Annotated in this window: 11 protein-coding genes; 3 read left to right on the top strand and 8 right to left on the bottom strand. The window is 69.0% G+C overall.

All coding sequences use genetic code 11. The features are described 5' to 3' along the window. Positions 1-71: 71 nt before the first annotated feature. The 4 genes from ACWIHT_RS33655 to ACWIHT_RS33670 form a co-directional block, all read right to left on the bottom strand. Positions 72-4,229 (bottom strand): Rne/Rng family ribonuclease, encoded by a 4,158-nt coding sequence (locus tag ACWIHT_RS33655; protein WP_456172094.1) that lies wholly within the window; start codon positions 4,227-4,229, stop codon positions 72-74. A gap of 261 nt (positions 4,230-4,490) precedes the next feature. Then, complete coding sequence (locus ACWIHT_RS33660) at positions 4,491-5,270, bottom strand: TIGR03936 family radical SAM-associated protein (protein ID WP_456172095.1); 780 nt, start codon at positions 5,268-5,270, stop codon at positions 4,491-4,493. A 46-nt stretch (positions 5,271-5,316) separates the two neighbouring features. Further along, a complete protein-coding gene (locus ACWIHT_RS33665; protein ID WP_456172096.1) occupies positions 5,317-6,393 on the bottom strand; it encodes a hypothetical protein in 1,077 nt (358 codons plus the stop codon). Positions 6,394-6,569: 176 nt separating this feature from the next. Then, positions 6,570-7,187, bottom strand: coding sequence for a TetR/AcrR family transcriptional regulator (locus tag ACWIHT_RS33670; RefSeq protein ID WP_456172097.1), 618 nt, complete (start codon positions 7,185-7,187; stop codon positions 6,570-6,572). 165 nt (positions 7,188-7,352) lie between these two features. Between ACWIHT_RS33670 and ACWIHT_RS33675 the strand changes: the two genes are divergently transcribed. Beyond that, positions 7,353-7,904, top strand: coding sequence for a cysteine hydrolase family protein (locus tag ACWIHT_RS33675; protein WP_456172098.1), 552 nt, complete (start codon positions 7,353-7,355; stop codon positions 7,902-7,904). A gap of 75 nt (positions 7,905-7,979) precedes the next feature. After that, positions 7,980-8,207: a hypothetical protein gene (locus tag ACWIHT_RS33680; protein WP_456172099.1), complete on the top strand. Its 228-nt coding sequence runs from the start codon at positions 7,980-7,982 to the stop codon at positions 8,205-8,207. Positions 8,208-8,336: 129 nt separating this feature from the next. Here the strand turns inward: ACWIHT_RS33680 and ACWIHT_RS33685 are convergent, their stop codons facing one another. After that, positions 8,337-9,086, bottom strand: a complete 750-nt coding sequence (locus ACWIHT_RS33685) for an SDR family oxidoreductase (RefSeq protein ID WP_456172100.1) — start codon at positions 9,084-9,086, stop codon at positions 8,337-8,339. Positions 9,087-9,233: 147 nt separating this feature from the next. Between ACWIHT_RS33685 and ACWIHT_RS33690 the strand changes: the two genes are divergently transcribed. After that, on the top strand, positions 9,234-10,064 hold the full coding sequence (locus ACWIHT_RS33690; RefSeq protein WP_456172101.1) for a helix-turn-helix transcriptional regulator: 831 nt from the start codon (positions 9,234-9,236) through the stop codon (positions 10,062-10,064). A gap of 44 nt (positions 10,065-10,108) precedes the next feature. Here the strand turns inward: ACWIHT_RS33690 and ACWIHT_RS33695 are convergent, their stop codons facing one another. From ACWIHT_RS33695 to ACWIHT_RS33705, 3 genes are all read right to left on the bottom strand, one after another. Then, the gene (locus tag ACWIHT_RS33695; protein WP_456172102.1) at positions 10,109-13,072 is read right to left on the bottom strand and encodes an NACHT domain-containing protein; all 2,964 of its coding nucleotides are present in this window, start codon (positions 13,070-13,072) and stop codon (positions 10,109-10,111) included. 222 nt (positions 13,073-13,294) lie between these two features. Continuing rightward, the gene (locus tag ACWIHT_RS33700) at positions 13,295-15,268 is read right to left on the bottom strand and encodes a TIGR03960 family B12-binding radical SAM protein (RefSeq protein WP_456172103.1); all 1,974 of its coding nucleotides are present in this window, start codon (positions 15,266-15,268) and stop codon (positions 13,295-13,297) included. Between the two features lie 93 nt (positions 15,269-15,361). Then, positions 15,362-16,897 (bottom strand): CYTH and CHAD domain-containing protein, encoded by a 1,536-nt coding sequence (locus tag ACWIHT_RS33705; protein WP_456172104.1) that lies wholly within the window; start codon positions 16,895-16,897, stop codon positions 15,362-15,364. Between the last annotated feature and the right edge of the window lie 99 nt (positions 16,898-16,996).

Here is a 16,996-nt window from a genome sequence, read left to right on the forward strand (position 1 = left end):
GGCCGAACGGGTCAAACCGGGCCCGTGGGGAGTGCGGCCGGTCACACGGACCGGCCGCACCCGCCCGGGGTTCAGTCCTCGTCGGTGGAGGCGGTGACCGAGGACGGGCTCGTCTGCTCCGCCGCCGCGGTCTTCTTCGACGTGGTCTTGGCGGCCTTCTTGGCCGTCGTCTTCTTCGCGGCCGTCTTCTTGGCCGCGGTCTTGGTGGCCGCCGCCTTCTTGGCGACCGCCTTCTTCGCCGGGGCCTTCTTGGCGGCCTTGCGCGCGGCCGTCTTCTTGGCCGGAGCGTCGGCCTCGGCATCGGCGGCAACCTCGGTCGCGGCCTCGGCGACCGGCGCTTCCTCCACCACGGCCGACGGTACGACCGTCACGGCCGCCTCCTCGGACGCGGTGGGCGCGGTCGCCTTGCGCACGGCACGACGCCTCGGGCGGGCCGGGGCCGCGCTCTCGGCGGGCGCCTCGGGCTGCTCGACAGCGGCCGGAGCCGGGGCGGGCGCCTCGACGACGACCGGCGCGGCGGCCTCGGTGACCGTCACGACGGCGGCCTCCTCGGACCCCGCCGGAGACCCGGCGGGCGCGGTCGCCTTACGGGTCGCACGACGGCGCGTACGCCCCTTGGGCGCGGCGTCGTCGACAACCGGAGCAACCGGGGCCTCGACCGCGGGAGTCTCGGCCACGGGGGCCGGGGTCTCCTCGACGACCGGCGCCTCGACGACCGGGTCCTCCACGGCGACGGGCGCGGCCTGCGCGACGGACACCGGCTCGGCCTCCTCGCGCGCCTCGTGGACCTCGCGCGGCTGCCGCGACTCACGGGACTCCGCCCTGGGCGCACCGGCCGGAGCCGATGCCCGTCGGCTCGTCCGGCGCCGCGAACGCCCGCCACGGGTGGCCGCGGCCTCCGCCTCGGCGGCGCTGCTGTACAGGTCCTCGTCCGGCCGGAACTCGCTCTCCGCGAACGGCACCGGCATGGCGACCTCGGCCGCCACCTCCGCCTCGGTCTCGACCTCGTCGGAGTCGTGGTCGTGGTCATGCGTCTCGTGGCCGTCGTGCGTGTCGTGGGCGTCCTGCCCGCTCCCGTCGCCACCACGCCCGCGCCGCTTGCGCTTGCCGCCGCCACCGACCGAGGTCGGCTGCTCCATGTGCACGATGACACCGCGGCCGTTGCAGTGGACGCAGGTCTCGGAGAAGGACTCAAGGAGGCCCTGTCCGACGCGCTTGCGGGTCATCTGCACGAGGCCCAGCGAGGTGACCTCGGCCACCTGGTGCTTCGTACGGTCGCGGCCCAGGCACTCCAGGAGCCGCCGCAGGACGAGGTCCCGGTTGGACTCCAGGACCATGTCGATGAAGTCGATGACGACGATGCCGCCCAGGTCGCGCAGCCGCAGCTGGCGCACGATCTCCTCGGCCGCCTCCAGGTTGTTCCTGGTCACGGTCTCTTCGAGGTTGCCGCCCTGACCGGTGAACTTGCCGGTGTTGACGTCGATCACGATCATCGCTTCGGTCTTGTCGATGACCAGCGAACCGCCGCTCGGCAGCCAGACCTTGCGGTCCAGCGCCTTCATCAGCTGCTCGTCGATGCGGTACGTCGCGAAGACGTCGACCTCGGACGTCCACTTGGACAGCCGGTCGGCGAGGTCGGGGGCGACGTGCGAGACGTAGCCGTGGATGGTGTCCCACGCCTCGTCACCGCTGACGATGACCTTGGTGAAGTCCTCGTTGAAGATGTCGCGCACGACGCGGACGGTCATGTCCGGCTCGCCGTACAGCAGCGTCGGGGCGTTCGAGCTGCCGCCGCTCCTCGACTTCTTCTGGATGTCCTCCCACTGCGCCTGGAGGCGTTCGACGTCGCGGCTCAGCTCGTCCTCGCTCGCGCCCTCGGCGGCGGTGCGCACGATGACGCCCGCGTCCTCGGGGACGATCTTCTTGAGGATGGTCTTCAGCCGGGCCCGCTCGGTGTCGGGCAGCTTGCGGCTGATGCCGGTCATCGAGCCCTCGGGGACGTACACGAGGTAGCGCCCGGGGAGGGAGACCTGGCTGGTCAGACGCGCGCCCTTGTGGCCGATCGGGTCCTTGGTGACCTGCACGAGGACCGACTGGCCGGACTTGAGGGCGGACTCGATGCGGCGCGGCCCGTTGGCCATGCCGAGGGCCTCGAAGTTGACCTCACCGGCGTAGAGGACGGCGTTGCGTCCCTTGCCGATGTCGATGAACGCGGCCTCCATGGAGGGCAGCACGTTCTGGACCTTGCCCAGGTAGACGTTGCCGACGTACGAGGTCGACTGCTCCTTGTTGACGTAGTGCTCGACGAGCACGCCGTCCTCCAGGACGCCGATCTGCGTGCGCTCACCGCTCTGCCGGACGACCATCACACGCTCGACGGCCTCGCGGCGGGCGAGGAACTCCGCCTCGGTGATGATCGGGACGCGTCGGCGGCCCTGCTCGCGGCCTTCGCGGCGGCGCTGCTTCTTGGCTTCGAGACGCGTCGAGCCCTTGATGGACTGCACCTCGTCGCTGGGGTGCTCGTCCTTCTTGGCGCGCGGTTCGCGGACCTTGACGACGGTGCGCTCGGGGTCGTCCGAGGACGAGACCGGCTCGCTCTCGCCGCCCGAGTCACCGGCGCGACGACGCCGACGGCGCCGGCGACGGCTGCTGCTCGATCCGGAGCCGCCCTGGTCGTCGTCCGCCTCCTCGGCGTCCTCCTCGACCTGCTCGGCGGTGTCCTCGGCGTCTTCGGCGGCCTGCTCGGCGGCGTACTCCTCGCCGTCCTCGGCCTCGTCCTCACCGGTGGCGGACTCCCCACGGCGACGGCGACGGCCGCCACGGCGACGGCGGCGGCGCGAACCGGTCTCCTCGGTCTCGTCACCGTCGGCGGAGTCCTCGGCGGCCTCGTCGGCCTCCTCCGGCTCCTCCTCGACCACGACGGTCTCGACGACGGCGGCGGCGACGGGCTCGGCCTCGAAGGCGGCACCCCGGCGACGACGCCGACGACGGCCACCGGTCTCTTCCTCGACCACTTCCACGGCCACGGGCTCGGCGACGACGACCTCTTCCTCGTCGTCCTCCACCGCCTCGGCAGCGGCGGCTGCGGCCCGCTCCGGCGTCTGGAACATCGGCTCGGTGAAGACGGGCGCGCGGAACACGGCCACGGCGGGCCGTGCGGGCCGACGCTGCCCCTCGTCCTCTTCAGCCGCGTTGCCGTTCTTGGGCGCGGGCGCGGAGAACCCGCCGGCCGCGGTCCGCACGACCCGGCGCCGACGACGCGGCCCGGAGTCCTCGGCGGGAGCGTCGGCGGTGGTGTTCGGCTCCGCGGCGTCCGCGGTGGTCTCGTCGTTCACAGGGGCCTCCTCGCCCACGGGCGTCCCGGCAGGCGCGGACACACGGCGCGTGGCGCGACGACGGCTCCTGCGCGGCGCGGCATCCTCGTCGGACGCGGCGGGCGCGGCACCTTCGGTCACTTCAGTCACAGCGGCGGCAGCGGGCGCTGCGCTCGCTTCAGTCTCTTCGGCGGCGTCAGCCACTTCGGTGTTCTCGACGGCCTGCGGCGCACCGGCGGGCGCGGAGGCGCGCCGGGTCGCACGACGGCGCGTACGCCCCGCGGGCGCCGCCTCCTCCGCCGGGGCCTCAACAGCCACGGCTTCCTCAGCTGCGGCTTCCTCGACGACGGCCGGTGCGGCAGGCGCCTCGGCCTGCTCCACGACGACCTCGGGAGCAACGGCCTCGGGCGCGGTCACCTTGCGCGTGGCACGACGGCGGGTCCGGCGCGGAGCCGCGTCCTCGTCGGACACGACAGGCGCGGCGGGCGCGGCCTCTTCCGCCACGGTGGTCTCTTCAGGCGCGGCAACGGCAACGGCCGGCACCACGATCTCGGCCGCCTCGGCCACCGCACTCGCCTCGGGCGCACCGGCGGGCGCGGACACCCGCCGGGTCGCACGACGGCGCGTACGCCCCGCGGGCGCGCCCTCTTCCACGGCCTCCACGGCTGCTACGACGACGGGCGCCTCGGGGGTCACCGCGGTGACCTCGACGACGCTCTCGTCGATCCCGTCGGTGTCGTTCTTCTCGTCGCTCACCTCGGCCGGTATGGCCGGAGCGCTGCTTTCGACCGCGCCCTCGGGGGCGGTCGGCGGTCCCGCCGGGCGGGACGCGGCGCGGCGCCTGCGGCGCGGCGGCAGCGTGTCGCTGGGGGTGTTCGGTTCGGAACCCTCGATGGGTTCGGTCGGTTCGAGCATGCGGGCGTTTCTCCCGTCAGGCTCCCGGGCGCCGCGCCTGGTCCGGCTTGGATGCCGGTGACGTCCGCGGCTCGCGCGTTGCGCGGTGCCGCCGTCCGGGGCGCGGGCGCCGCACGGGAGCTCTCTGTGTCCTGTCTCGCCGGTTCCGTACGCCCAGTTGCGGACGGCCTGGCGAAAGTCTTGTGGTCGGTGCGCTGCCCGACCCAGGTGGCTCCCGAGTCCGAGGGCTGCGCTACGACGTCCGTCCTACGCGGAACTTCCCTACGCCGGCGCCTTCGCGGCGGCAGCTTCGGCGACCGTGGGATTCCCGGTCACTGCTGCCTCGCGGTCGGGCGCGAGCGGGTCGGTCACCGTGCCGGTCTCTTCATCGAACAGCCCCTGCGCCAGCCTGGTCACCGCTGCGGCGACCGGCGGCGCCAGGTCGGCCACGGCGCGAAGACCGGACAGGACGTCGTCGGGTCGAACGGCAGGCGTCACGTGCCGAACAACCAGCCGCAGTATCGCACAGGCCTGGTCGGTAGGCCTATCAGCCTGGGGACTGTGCGTCTCGGAAACGGCTTCAAGGCTCGCTACGGCCGAACGGGCGTCGAACGTGCGCATGCCGTTCTTGGCCATGCGCTGGACCTCGACGGTCTCGGCCGCGTTGAACGCGGCCACCGCGCGCTCGACGTCCTCGGGAGCCACCCCGTCCAGCCGCAGCTCCCACACGGAAGCCGTGAGCCGGTCGGCGAGCCCGGAGGTACGGGCCTCGACCGCGTCGACGATGTCGAGCCCGACGGGCATCGACTCGTCGAGCAGCTCGCGCAGCTTGTCGGGGTCGCGCTCGGCGGTGAGCGCGATCTCCAGGTATTCCGCCTCACTGCCCGTGCCGGTGGGTGCGGCATTGGCGTACGACACCTTGGGGTGCGGTGTGAACCCGGCCGAGTACGCCATCGGCACCTCGGCGCGGCGCAGCGCACGCTCGAAGGCGCGCTGGAAGTCACGGTGGCTGGTGAACCGGAGGCGGCCGCGCTTGGTGTAGCACAGTCGGATGCGCTGCACCGCGGGTGCGGGCGGCGGGCCTTCGGGCTGTCGCTTGCCCAGTGTCCTAGTCCTTCGTGAGAACGGTCGTACTTCTACCAAGAGTACGTGTGTCGTCGCCCATCGGTTCCCGTCGTTCCACCGGCCGCGGCTGCCGGGGCTCGCCGAAGACCATGCGCCGGAAGTCGGCCCGCGCCTGCCGGGCGGACTCGCGCGCGGCGGTCAGCGCCTGCCGGGTGACGCGGCCCACGGCACGCGCGGCCTCGGCGGCGGGCCGCAGCACCAGGTCCCGTACGACGTGTCCGACCGGGGTGAGGACGGTCCGGTACACCCAGCTCACCGGCGCCACGAAGATCCACCGGAAGAGGGTCGCGAGGGCCCGCCCCACGGCGAGCGAGATGTGCCCGGCGACGCGCCAGGCGTGCCCGAGGGCGTCCCAGACCTCCCGTCCCACGACGGCGAGGACGCGCCCGACCGGTGCCAGGACCCAGCGCCAGAGCGCGATCGCGGGCAGTACGAGCAGGATCCGGGCCGTCCAGTACAGGACGACACCCACACCGGTACCGACACCCTTGGCCAGCCACAGCAGCCCCCGCCCGCACCAGGCGACCGCGCGCCCGACCGGGGCGAGCACCCAGGCGTACAGCCACCCGGCGGGTACGACGAGCAGATACCGCCCGAGCCAGGCCAAGCCTGCGGCCACCCCGTTGACGACCCACACGCACGCGTGCCCGACGGGAGTGAGCACGCGCGCGTACACCCACGCCAGGCCGCTCCCGATCTGCCGGGCGCTCCAGCCGAGGGCGTGCCCGACCGGGGTCAGCACATACCGGTACAGCCAGACCAGAGGCACCAGGAGAAGCGTGTTCACGAGCCACCCGACCACCTTGGCGCCGGGCACGACGACATACCGCCACAGCGCCACCAACGGCCACACGAGCAACGCCCGCCCCACCGGTCGCAGCACGGTCCGCCACAGGAACCGCCCGCCGACCACCAGCGCGTCCCACACCACCCGCACCGGCACGACCAGCACAAGCACGACGATCCGCACGGGAACACGGATCGCGACGACGAGACACCCCTCGGGCGACTGCGGCGCGGGCTGCGCGGCCGGTTTCTCGAACTTCACAGGGACGTCCATATCAGTCAAGACGCCTCAACACCCCATACGGATGCGGTACGGCACCCTCCTGATGGGTCACGGATAGGTGTCCGCGCGGGAGACCGAGTTCCCGGGCCCGGCCGAGCACCGCCTCCACGAGCCGCCCGCCGACCCCGCCGACCCCACTGTCCCGCGACGGCCTCCGGCACGGGAGTTCAGCGGTCGTCGGCAGGGGGCGTCAGCAGCGCGTCGACGATCTCCCGCAGGGGCGCGGCGAGTTGACCGGCGGTCGCGTCACGCAGGGGCCGCAGACCTACGGCGGACCGTACGACGGCGACGCCTACGCCGAGCGCGACCAGGAGCTGCGCGCGCAGCAGCCGTTCCTCGTCGTCCTCCCCCGCCGGTCCCCCGCCGGACGCCGCGAGGATCTGGCGGCCGAACTCGTCGAGGGCCTTCCGGCGCAGCGCGTCCACGCGCTCGTCGCCGGAACCGCGCAGCAGCATCAGCACGGGGTGTTCGCCGAACTCCGGCCAGGCACCTGCGGAGAGTTGGTGACTGAGTGCCTCGGCGAGGCCTTCGCGGTCCTGCGGGAAGTGCTCATCGCGCCCCAGAAACCGGGGAGTCGACGCCAGGGCCGCCTTGAAGAGCCCTTCCTTCGAGTCGAAGTACCGCTTGATGAGCGCCAGGTTGACCCCGACGTCGGCGGCCACGTCCCGCAGGGTCGTGCGGTCGTACCCGAGCCGGGTGAACCGGCTGCTCGCGGCCTCCAGGAGCGCCTGCCGGGTCGCCGCCGCGTCCCGCCGCCGGGGTCCGTCGGCCTCACTCGTCTCCACCGGCAGCCTCCTCGGGCAGGTCAAGTAATCACTCGTTGACATGACTACAGGGCATGGTTACGTTAAGCAAGTAATCACGTGATGACTTAGCCCGCCCCACCCAGTCGCGCTCACTCAGGCGCGCCCCCTCACGTGCGTCCTCCCCTCCCGTCCGAAAGGACAACGGTGTCCAAGCAAGCCCTTCTCGTCATGGACGTCCAGCGCGTCATCGTCGACCGCTACCCCGACCCTGCCTATCTGCCGCGCCTGCGCAAGGCGATCGACACGGCCCGCACGGACGGCGTCCCCGTGATCTACGTGACCGTCGGCTTCCGCCCCGGCGCCCCCGAGGTCAGCACGCGCAACAAGATGTTCGGCAGGCTCGCGGGCGTCCAGCTGCCGGCCGCCGCCGCCCAGGCCAATGAGATCCACCCGGACGTGGCCCCCGAGCCCGGCGACATCCTCGTCACCAAGCGCCGCGTCAGCGCGTTCGCCGGCAGCGACCTCGACATGGTGCTGCGAGCGGGTGACATCGACCACCTGGTCCTGACGGGCATCGCCACCAGCGGTGTCGTCCTGTCGACACTCCGCCAGGCCTCCGACCTGGACTTCACCCTCACCGTCCTGTCCGACGGCTGCCTCGACAACGACCCCGAGGTACAACGGGTCCTCACGGGGAAGGTGTTCCCGATGCAGGCGGACGTCACGACGGTGGCGGAGTGGGTCGCGGCACACTGAACTCCCTATATCGATCCCCGTACTTGACGCCGGTGCTCGATGTGCCGGAGTCAACACCACGGCTGCGGGACGCAGATGGCCCGTGACACGAACGGCGCGAACGACGCGACGCCGACCGGGTCGACCCCCGGGACCACGACGGAACCCTCCGCGGTCACCGCGACCCAACTCGCCGGGAATCAGCGCACGTTGACCCCGCACGCACGGGTGCCCGACGGCAAGCACCCGTGCGTGCGGGCGCTCCAGGCCGTACTCACCGCCTCCGAGCGGAACATCCCGTGGGTCCAGATCACCTTCAACTGATCGTGGACCAGGACACCCAATTCACCGCCGACGACACCGCGACACTGGCCCCGCTCCCGGCCTCCCCGCACCCGAGTTACCCGCCACCGTCCGCGACCGCCAGCCAACTCCCTTGAACCTCGCGGGACTTCAGCTCTGCGCCGTCGGCCGTACGACGATCTCGTTGACGTCGACCTCGGCGGGCTGGTTGACGGCGTAGACGATCGCCTCGCCGATCGCGGCGGCGGGGATCGCGACGGCCATCATGTCCTCGGCGACCGCGCGCATGCCCAAGTCGCTGATGCCGTCGGTCAGTTCGCTGCGGGTGAGGCCGGGGCTGACCACGGTGACGCGCAGGTCGCGGCTCTCCTGGCGGAGCCCTTCGGAGAGGGCCCGGACGGCGAACTTGGTGGCGCAGTAGACGGCCGCGGTGGGGTCGACGCGGTGTCCGGCGACGGAGGCCACGTTCACGATGTGCCCGGCGCCCTGTTCACGCATCACGGGCAGCACTGCGGCGATGCCGTGCAGCACCCCGCGGATGTTGACGTCGATCATGCGGTTCCACTCGTCGACCTTCAGCGCCTCCAGCAGCGCCAGCGGCATCACGCCCGCGTTGTTCACCAGGACGTCGACACGGCCGTAGGACTCCCGCGCGGCCTCGACGAAGGAGCGCACGCTCTCCAGGTCGGTCACGTCCAACTCGTGGTGGTCGGCCGTGCCCCCGTCCGCCCGGATCTCCTCGGCGACGGCTGCGAGGCGGTCGGCGCGCCGGGCGCCGAGCACCACTCGATGCCCGGCCGCGGCCAGCAGCCGGGCCGTGGCCTCGCCGATACCGCTGCTCGCGCCGGTGACGAGGACGACCTTGCCGGGACGGGAGTCGGACGGGACGGTGGTGGTCATGGGGAGCCCTTCGCAGCAGCGGAAACCGATCCGCGCGGCGGTGCTCCACCGCGCCCTGCGAGCATCGGCGGGATCGCGCCGAAGCGGCAGGACGGGCCTTCCTGGGTGCGCCACTCCCAGGAAGCGGGGGCGCCGTACGCTTTCGGAATGGACGGTACGGACGGATACGCGCTCGGTGAGTTCCTGCGGGCGCGGCGCTCCCGGCTGACGCCCGCCGAGGTGGGTTTCCCCAGTTCCGGGGTGCGCCGGGTGGCCGGGCTGCGCCGCGAGGAGGTCGCCGTCCTGGCCGGGGTGAGCGCCGACTACTACGCCCGGCTGGAGCAGGGCCGGGAACGCAGCCCCTCCGGCCAGGTGGTCGACGCCATCGCCCGCGCCCTGCACCTCGACATGGACGCCCGCTGGCACGCGTACCGGCTGGCCGGCCTGGTCCCGAGGCCGGTCTCCGCCGAGCCGTCCGACGAGGTGGACCCGGCGCTGCTCCGGCTGATGCACGCGTTCCCCACGGCGGCGGCGTACGTCATCAACCGGCGCCTGGAGGTCCTCGCCTCGAACGCGCTGGCCGACGCACTCCTCGCGCCCCTCGGAGACCCCCGCAGAATGGTCCGCACGCTCTTCCTGGACCCCGCCGCCCGCGATCTCTTCGCCGACTGGGAGCACGTGGCCCGCTGCTCGGCCGAGGCACTGCGCCTGGCCACGGGACACGACCCGCACGACCCCGAACTCACCGCGCTCATCACCGAACTCCTCGGCAGCAGCAAGGAGTTCACCGCGCTCTGGGGCAACCACAGCGTCAGCCGCCCGGGGCGCCGGTCCAAGACCTTCAACCATCCGGCCGTGGGCCGCATCACGCTCACGTACCAGACCTTCGACGTCCAGAGCGCCCCCGGCCAGTGCCTGCTGGTCGGTACGGCCGAGCCGGACACGGAGGACGCCACGTCACTGGCGCGGCTCGGCGCCCCGCATCCCGCGGGACACTGAACTCGCTTACAGCAGGCGGGAGTTCTGTCCCGGAGCCCGAGATCTCACTGTGCGCGACCCGTCCAAGCAGGTGTCAGACCATCATCGCCCAGTTCCGCGGAAAGCATGGGCCGAAAAGGATTGGCGAGATCACGCTCTTTTCGACTCACGTTCCAATAGCCCGCCAACAGAGATATCAGAGCCACGGTCAGGGTCACCAAGACAGCTTTCGATCCCACCCAGGCAATCGCAAGCTGAAGAGACAGAAACAGATAGGAAGGAACGAAGAATATACCCACCAAGGAGGCGGTTATCTCTATAGATTCCGACCGATAGTCCAACCTTAGATCCCAGATAGCGAGACCCAAGAGCACGGCCGAAGAGAAAAGAAACACGCCGATCACAAGTCTCACCGCGGCCGCCCAGGAGTCCCTCACCGACGGGACCCATCCCATTTGGTGCGGGAAATCGGTAGTGATCGAGAGTACACGTACAGCAGCTATACCGTACAGCACCAACAGAACGCCGAATGTTGCGAACTTGAGAACTTTTCTCAGCCGAACAGGGGGCCGAGGGGGATGTGTGTACGCAGCTTGCCAAAGATCCTTGCTCAGCGGAGATTCCGGGTCTTTCGCCATGACCAGACGAGCGATTATCAGGCTTTCCACCTCTCTCGGCAGCAGATGCGACAGACGGCGATAGATATTGGGAAGATGCCTGTGCTTGCGGAAGATTTCAGCAAATTCATCCCGCCGGGCCTGTCCGGCCAATGAACTCACCCAGCCATGCATATTCTGCGAGTCGAAGCCAGCGCGCCCTTGGCGAAGATTCCTCGGGATGGAATCCTGGTTGTACCGATGACGCTCAATCCCGAGAGCAGCGATCGGGATGCCGATTCTGCGGTCGATCATCCGTACTTCAATGGGCTCGTCCGCGATGGGCGGACTTGGCGCGCAGCCGTCCAAGTGGTCAACGCACCCTTCCAGGTGGCCACCATCCAGCAGGAACCCTATACGCCCGGCAATCAGTCGAAGCGACTTCGATCTTTCGCTGCCGTCCCAAATCCAGGCATACACCTGCGATATTTCGGATGCTGTACACTCCCGCAAGGCCTCCTCCACATCGGATACCCGAATCAATGAGGAGAGCAGCCATGCCGCACGGCGAGCCGCAGACGAATCGGTCCACAGAAGAGAAGCCAACTCGATGGCCGCTGCTGGAGTACCTACCCTCCCCAAAGCATCGATGGCCCAGATCTCTTGCCGCCCCCGGGCAGAAAGCGCTAGTTGCGGGATCGCGATCTCACCCATGGAGCGCAGAGCGGCACGAGCCCCCGCACGGCGATCTCCGTCCTCCTCAAGGACCGCCAGATGCAACGCCGCTTCCTGGCGATCCGATGCCGCCAAGGAAAGCATGGCCGCGGCTTGACGTTCGGAGTGATCTTCCCATGAAATTCTGTGCAGTAGTTCGAGGATTTCATTACCACGTGGAGTGTTGTTTGCGGCCAGCGCACCGAGCGCGTTGACTATCGCTGCGCCTTCATTTCCGCCCAAGTCCAAGCGCGCCAAGAAGTATTCAACAATTTCCTCCGCCAGGTTCGCATCCACGGAGGTGGTGTCCGAAAGGCTCTCCAGCGCCAGTATCTTGGCGTCGAGGCCTCCACCCCTAAAAACCGAAGAAATCAGCGACGTGCAGTCCACGCTGGCAACCGCACACCAAAACTTGACGACTTCACGCCAAGCATTCGGGTCACTGTGATACTTCCCCATCAGATTGCTCGGCACGTCATGGAGGGCCTGCGCGGTGAGAAATTCTTGCAGCGTCAGGTGCGCAAAGCCATACTGACTCCTCAGCGTATCCAACGGCCGCAACACCTGACTGCGGTCAACGATCTCCTCCATCAAAGGAAGGACATGATCGTTCCCTAAATCAAAATCAGGCAGCATCGCGCGGATGATCGACTCGACATTGACACCCGGTATCGCAAGCCTGTCCTCGCGCTCCATGGGAGCTTCGTGCATGGCAAGTGCAATACGTTGCAGAATCAGCAGTTTACGATTTCCGTGATAGTTCGATATTGCACTGCTACGACCCAGTTGCCTGTCACGATCCAGCAAGTGAGCAATAGCTGCTCGATAGAAACCGGCGCGAGAATTGGGCAGCGGACCGAACGCCTCCACCCGATCGCCCGACTGAAGATAAGCGATAATCGTCAGAAGCAACGGACGCCGAGCGATCCGCATCAGATCCCGGTTGCTCCGCAGCGACGCAATGACGCGGTCGACGTTCAGTGAATCTTCCGCCGTGTTCCAGTTGTTGAGAAGTCGACGCATCGATGCGTCATCAAACTCCGCAATCCGTGTCACGAAGTCAAAATCTGGACTCAACTGGCTGTCGTACACCGCAGTGCGGCAAGTCACGATCATGGGGCATCCGGCGTAAGTCCGCGAAAACTCTCGCAGCTCCAGCTCTATTCGCCCTCGATCTTCTCGACCCACTTCATCGAGACCATCAAAGAATACCTGTAAGTGGCCGGCGGAGAGCATTCTGTCCACAAGCGATGCGGCTCCACCCACACCAGCTTGATTGAACTCTGCAACAATGAGATCCCGGAAGCCATCCCGGGAGAAATTGCATTTATGCAGACCAACGATCACGGGTATGTGAGTATCGTCCCCCTTCTCCAGCCACCGAAGGAATTCGGTCTTCAGGAGCAGCGACTTACCGGCGCCAGGTTCACCCAGCACAACGACGCGCGTGCTATTGAGTAGCGTCTCGCTCATGTCGGCGCGTTCCGTCCCCATAGCAGATTGCAGAGGAACGTAAATACGACGGACGTCGATGTTGGTGGTATCGAAACCCAGCGGATGCTTCGCATGCCACTGTTCAGCTCGCTGACGATAACGGCGCAGCTGTCGGCCCCCGATGTGCCTCACGGCATTCCCACGCCGGAAGACGGCGTCAGCCGAACGCGATGCCAGCCCTTTCACCAACTCATTAGAGAAGAGAATCAGGAAAGCGACGACCACGACAACTACCGCAGGGATACCAACGCCATGCGTGAAAACCTTGCCAAATGGAGACCCCACAGGGGCATCTTAGAGTCCCCTGTGGCCAACTTGCGGCAATACCATAAATATCGCTACAAGTAATCAATCTCCAAGAAACACTGACTCTGCGTACTCACACGGTCCCGTCCAGCCACACAGACCACACAAGCCACACAGGCCACCGAACTCGCTTCACCCGCCTCAGTGCGCGTGCCCGCCACCCGTCCCCGCAGGCTGCTTCACCGTCAACGGCAGCAGCTTCTTGCCCGTGGGGCCGATCTGGATGGACGTGTCCATCTGCGGACACACCCCGCAGTCGAAACAAGGCGTCCACCGGCAGTCCTCGACCTCTGTCTCGTCGAGGGCGTCCTGCCAGTCCTCCCAGAGCCAGTCCTTGTCGAGGCCCGAGTCCAGGTGGTCCCAGGGGAGGACCTCCTCATAGGTCTTCTCGCGGGTGGTGTACCAGTCGACGTCCACGCCGAACGCCGGCAGCGTCTTCTCGGCGCAGCGCATCCAGCGCTCGTAGGAGAAGTGCTCGCGCCAGCCGTCGAAGCGGCCGCCGTCCTCGTAGACCGCGCGGATGACCGCGCCGATGCGGCGGTCGCCGCGCGAGAGGAGGCCCTCGACGATGCCCGGCTTGCCGTCGTGGTAGCGGAAGCCGATCGAGCGGCCGTACTTCTTGTCGGCGCGGATCTTGTCCCGGAGTTTCGTCAGGCGGGCGTCCGTCTCCTCCGCCGAGAGCTGCGGGGCCCACTGGAACGGGGTGTGCGGCTTGGGGACGAAGCCGCCGATCGAGACCGTGCAGCGGATGTCGTTCTGGCCGGAGACCTTGCGGCCCTCGGCGATCACCCTTGTCGCCATGTCGGCGATCTGCATGACGTCCTCGTCGGTCTCGGTCGGGAGGCCGCACATGAAGTACAGCTTCACCTGGCGCCAGCCGTTGCCGTACGCCGTCGAGACCGTGCGGATGAGGTCTTCCTCCGACACCATCTTGTTGATGACCTTGCGGAGGCGCTCCGAGCCGCCCTCCGGGGCGAAGGTGAGGCCCGAGCGGCGGCCGTTGCGCGTCAGTTCGTTCGCCAGGTCGACGTTGAAGGCGTCCACGCGGGTCGACGGGAGGGACAGGCCGATCTTGTCCTCCGTGTACCGGTCCGCCAGGCCCTTCGCGATCTCGCCGATCTCCGAGTGGTCGGCCGACGACAGCGACAGCAGGCCCACCTCCTCGAAGCCCGTGGCCTTCAGGCCCTTCTCGACCATCTCGCCGATGCCCGTGATCGACCGCTCGCGCACCGGGCGCGTGATCATGCCCGCCTGGCAGAAGCGGCAGCCGCGCGTACAGCCGCGGAAGATCTCCACCGACATGCGCTCATGGACCGTCTCCGCGAGGGGGACTAGGGGCTGCTTCGGGTACGGCCATTCGTCGAGGTCCATGACGGTGTGCTTCGACACGCGCCAGGGGACGCCCGACTTATTGGGGACCACGCGCGCGATACGGGCGTCCGGCAGGTACTCGACGTCGTAGAACGCCGGGATGTACACCGAGCCCGTCTTCGCCAGGCGGAAGAGGACCTCCTCGCGCCCGCCCGGGCGGCCCTCCGCCTTCCAGGTGCGGATGATCTTCGTCATGTCGAGGACGGCCTGTTCGCCGTCGCCGATGATCACCGCGTCGATGAAGTCCGCGATCGGCTCGGGGTTGAACGCGGCATGGCCGCCGGCCAGCACGATCGGATCGTCCAACCCACGATCGCGGGACTCCAGCGGGATGCCCGCCAGGTCCAGGGCCGTCAGCATGTTCGTGTAGCCGAGTTCGGTGGAGAAGGACAGGCCGAACACGTCGAAGGCGCCGACCGGGCGGTGGCTGTCGACCGTGAACTGCGGGACGCGGTGCTCCCGCATCAGCGCCTCCAGGTCCGGCCACACGCTGTACGTGCGCTCGGCGAGGACGCCCTCCTGCTCGTTCAGCACCTCGTAGAGGATCATGACGCCCTGGTTGGGCAGGCCGACCTCGTACGCGTCCGGGTACATCAGCGCCCAGCGGACGTCGCACGACTCCCACGGCTTGACCGTGGAGTTGAGTTCGCCTCCGACGTACTGGATCGGCTTCTGCACCTGCGGGAGCAGGGCTTCGAGCTGCGGAAACACGGACTCTGCGGCCGCAGCGACTTCGGCAGGCATCTCGCGAACCTTCGTGAGCGGTACTGAACGGACGGGTGACCATCCAGACTAACGCGATCCCGGACCTCACCCGTAACCCGTGCGCCCCGGCCGTCAGCCCCGCACGGCCCCCTCCGCCACGATCGCCTGCCACTCCTCGGGCAGCGCGGCCTCCACCGCCGCCGCCCGCTGCTCCTCCCGCCCGTACAGCACGCCGTACGTGAACGAGCTCTCCCCCGCCGCGTGCGCCACCGCGGACAGCTCGCGCAGGGTCTCGCGGACCATGACACTGTCCTGATGATCGCCGAGCAGACTGGTCAGCGACTTCATGGACTTGGCGAGCGCGCGGGCCGGGGCACCGAGGGCCGGAGTCGCCGCCTCCGCCGCATAACGCGTCCGCTTCGCCTTCTTGCGGGCCTCGTGCAGCGCGAGGTCGCGGTCCGCGCCGGGCGGGGCCCCGATCGCCTCCTCGACGAGCGCCGAGACCTTCCCGAAGTCCTTGCCTACGGCCTTGCCGATCACCTTCTCCGGTGTGCCGGCCGCGTCCGGCAGCAGGGGCGGCTCGGCCACCAGCGCGTCCAGGGTGTCGAGCAGCGCGAGATACCGCTTGGAGTCCAGGACGCCGATGAGCCGTCGGCGCGAGCCTCCGCGCCGGGCGTTGGCCCAGGTCCGCATCCGGGTGCGGATCGGGCCGGAGACAAGCGTGCGGGGCAGTTCACCGAGGACCTCGGTCAGGCGCTCGGTCATCACTTCCCGATCGCGGTCCACGCCCAACTCGCTTGCCAGCCACTTCAGTTCCTCGCCGACCGGGTCGGTGACCGTACGGTCGAGGACCTTGCCGTAGGAGCGGAACGTGCTGCGCAGCCGGCGGGTGGCGACCCGCATGCGGTGCACGGAGTCGTAGGCGTCCTGCCGTACGGCGGGGTCGAGTTCGAGGATCGTGTCGCGCTGCTCGCGGACGTAGGCGAGGACGTGGTCGCCCGCGGTCAGGGGTTCCTCGGGGGCCGGGGGCGCCTTGCGCTTCTTCGGCTGCTTCGACTGCTTCGACTGCTTCGGAGCGGTCTCCGCCAGCGCCCGCGCCAGCTTCGACGCGGACGACGACGGTCGTACGCCCGCCTTGCGCAACCGCTTCTCCACCTTGTCGAGGAAGGCCGGGTCGCCGTCGTCCGCCAGCTCGACCTCGATCTCGGTCCACTGCGCGGTGCCGCCGCCGTCGGCGAGGCGTTCGGCGTGTACGGCGTCCACGCTGACCTCGGCGAGCAGCGCGCCGGCCGCGTCCACGAGGTGGCGTACGTCACGGTCGGAGCGGAGCCGGACCACGGGCAGCAGTTCGGCCTCGCGGACCCGGGAGCGGACCAGCCCGGCGAGGCTGCGCGGCACGGTGTCGGAGAGCGGCTCGCGGATCTCGTCGCGGACCCCGGGCGCGACCGGCACCTTCAGGTGCCAGCCCGCGTCCGAACCGCCGGTGCGGCGGCGCAGCGTCATCGAGGCCTCGGCCAGGCGCTCGTCGGCCGTGTCGTAGTAGACGGCGTCCAGGTTCGCGACGCCCTTGTCGATGACGGTCTCGACCCCGGCGACGCCGGTCAGGTCGGGCAGACCGCTCTCGTCGGACTCGTACTTACGCTCGATCTCGCGCTTTGTGTCCGCCATGAACCGAATCTAGTTGCTGACGAGCCGGGATGGCAGGGGGCGTCCCAAATGAACCCCAGGGAAACCCTAGCGAATCCGCAGGTAACGCCCGCACGAAGG

The organism is Streptomyces sp. NPDC002276, assembly GCF_053891435.1.

What these genes read in the sequence shown, in the direction of transcription:
- ACWIHT_RS33655 (WP_456172094.1), bottom strand. Translation starts at nt 4,229, where the DNA reads ATGCTCGAACCGACCGAACCCATCGAGGGTTCCGAACCGAACACCCCC.
- ACWIHT_RS33700 (WP_456172103.1), bottom strand. Translation starts at nt 15,268, where the DNA reads ATGCCTGCCGAAGTCGCTGCGGCCGCAGAGTCCGTGTTTCCGCAGCTC.
- ACWIHT_RS33705 (WP_456172104.1), bottom strand. Translation starts at nt 16,897, where the DNA reads ATGGCGGACACAAAGCGCGAGATCGAGCGTAAGTACGAGTCCGACGAG.
- ACWIHT_RS33685 (WP_456172100.1), bottom strand. Translation starts at nt 9,086, where the DNA reads ATGACCACCACCGTCCCGTCCGACTCCCGTCCCGGCAAGGTCGTCCTC.
- ACWIHT_RS33680 (WP_456172099.1), top strand. Translation starts at nt 7,980, where the DNA reads ATGGCCCGTGACACGAACGGCGCGAACGACGCGACGCCGACCGGGTCG.
- ACWIHT_RS33665 (WP_456172096.1), bottom strand. Translation starts at nt 6,393, where the DNA reads ATGGACGTCCCTGTGAAGTTCGAGAAACCGGCCGCGCAGCCCGCGCCG.
- ACWIHT_RS33690 (WP_456172101.1), top strand. Translation starts at nt 9,234, where the DNA reads ATGGACGGTACGGACGGATACGCGCTCGGTGAGTTCCTGCGGGCGCGG.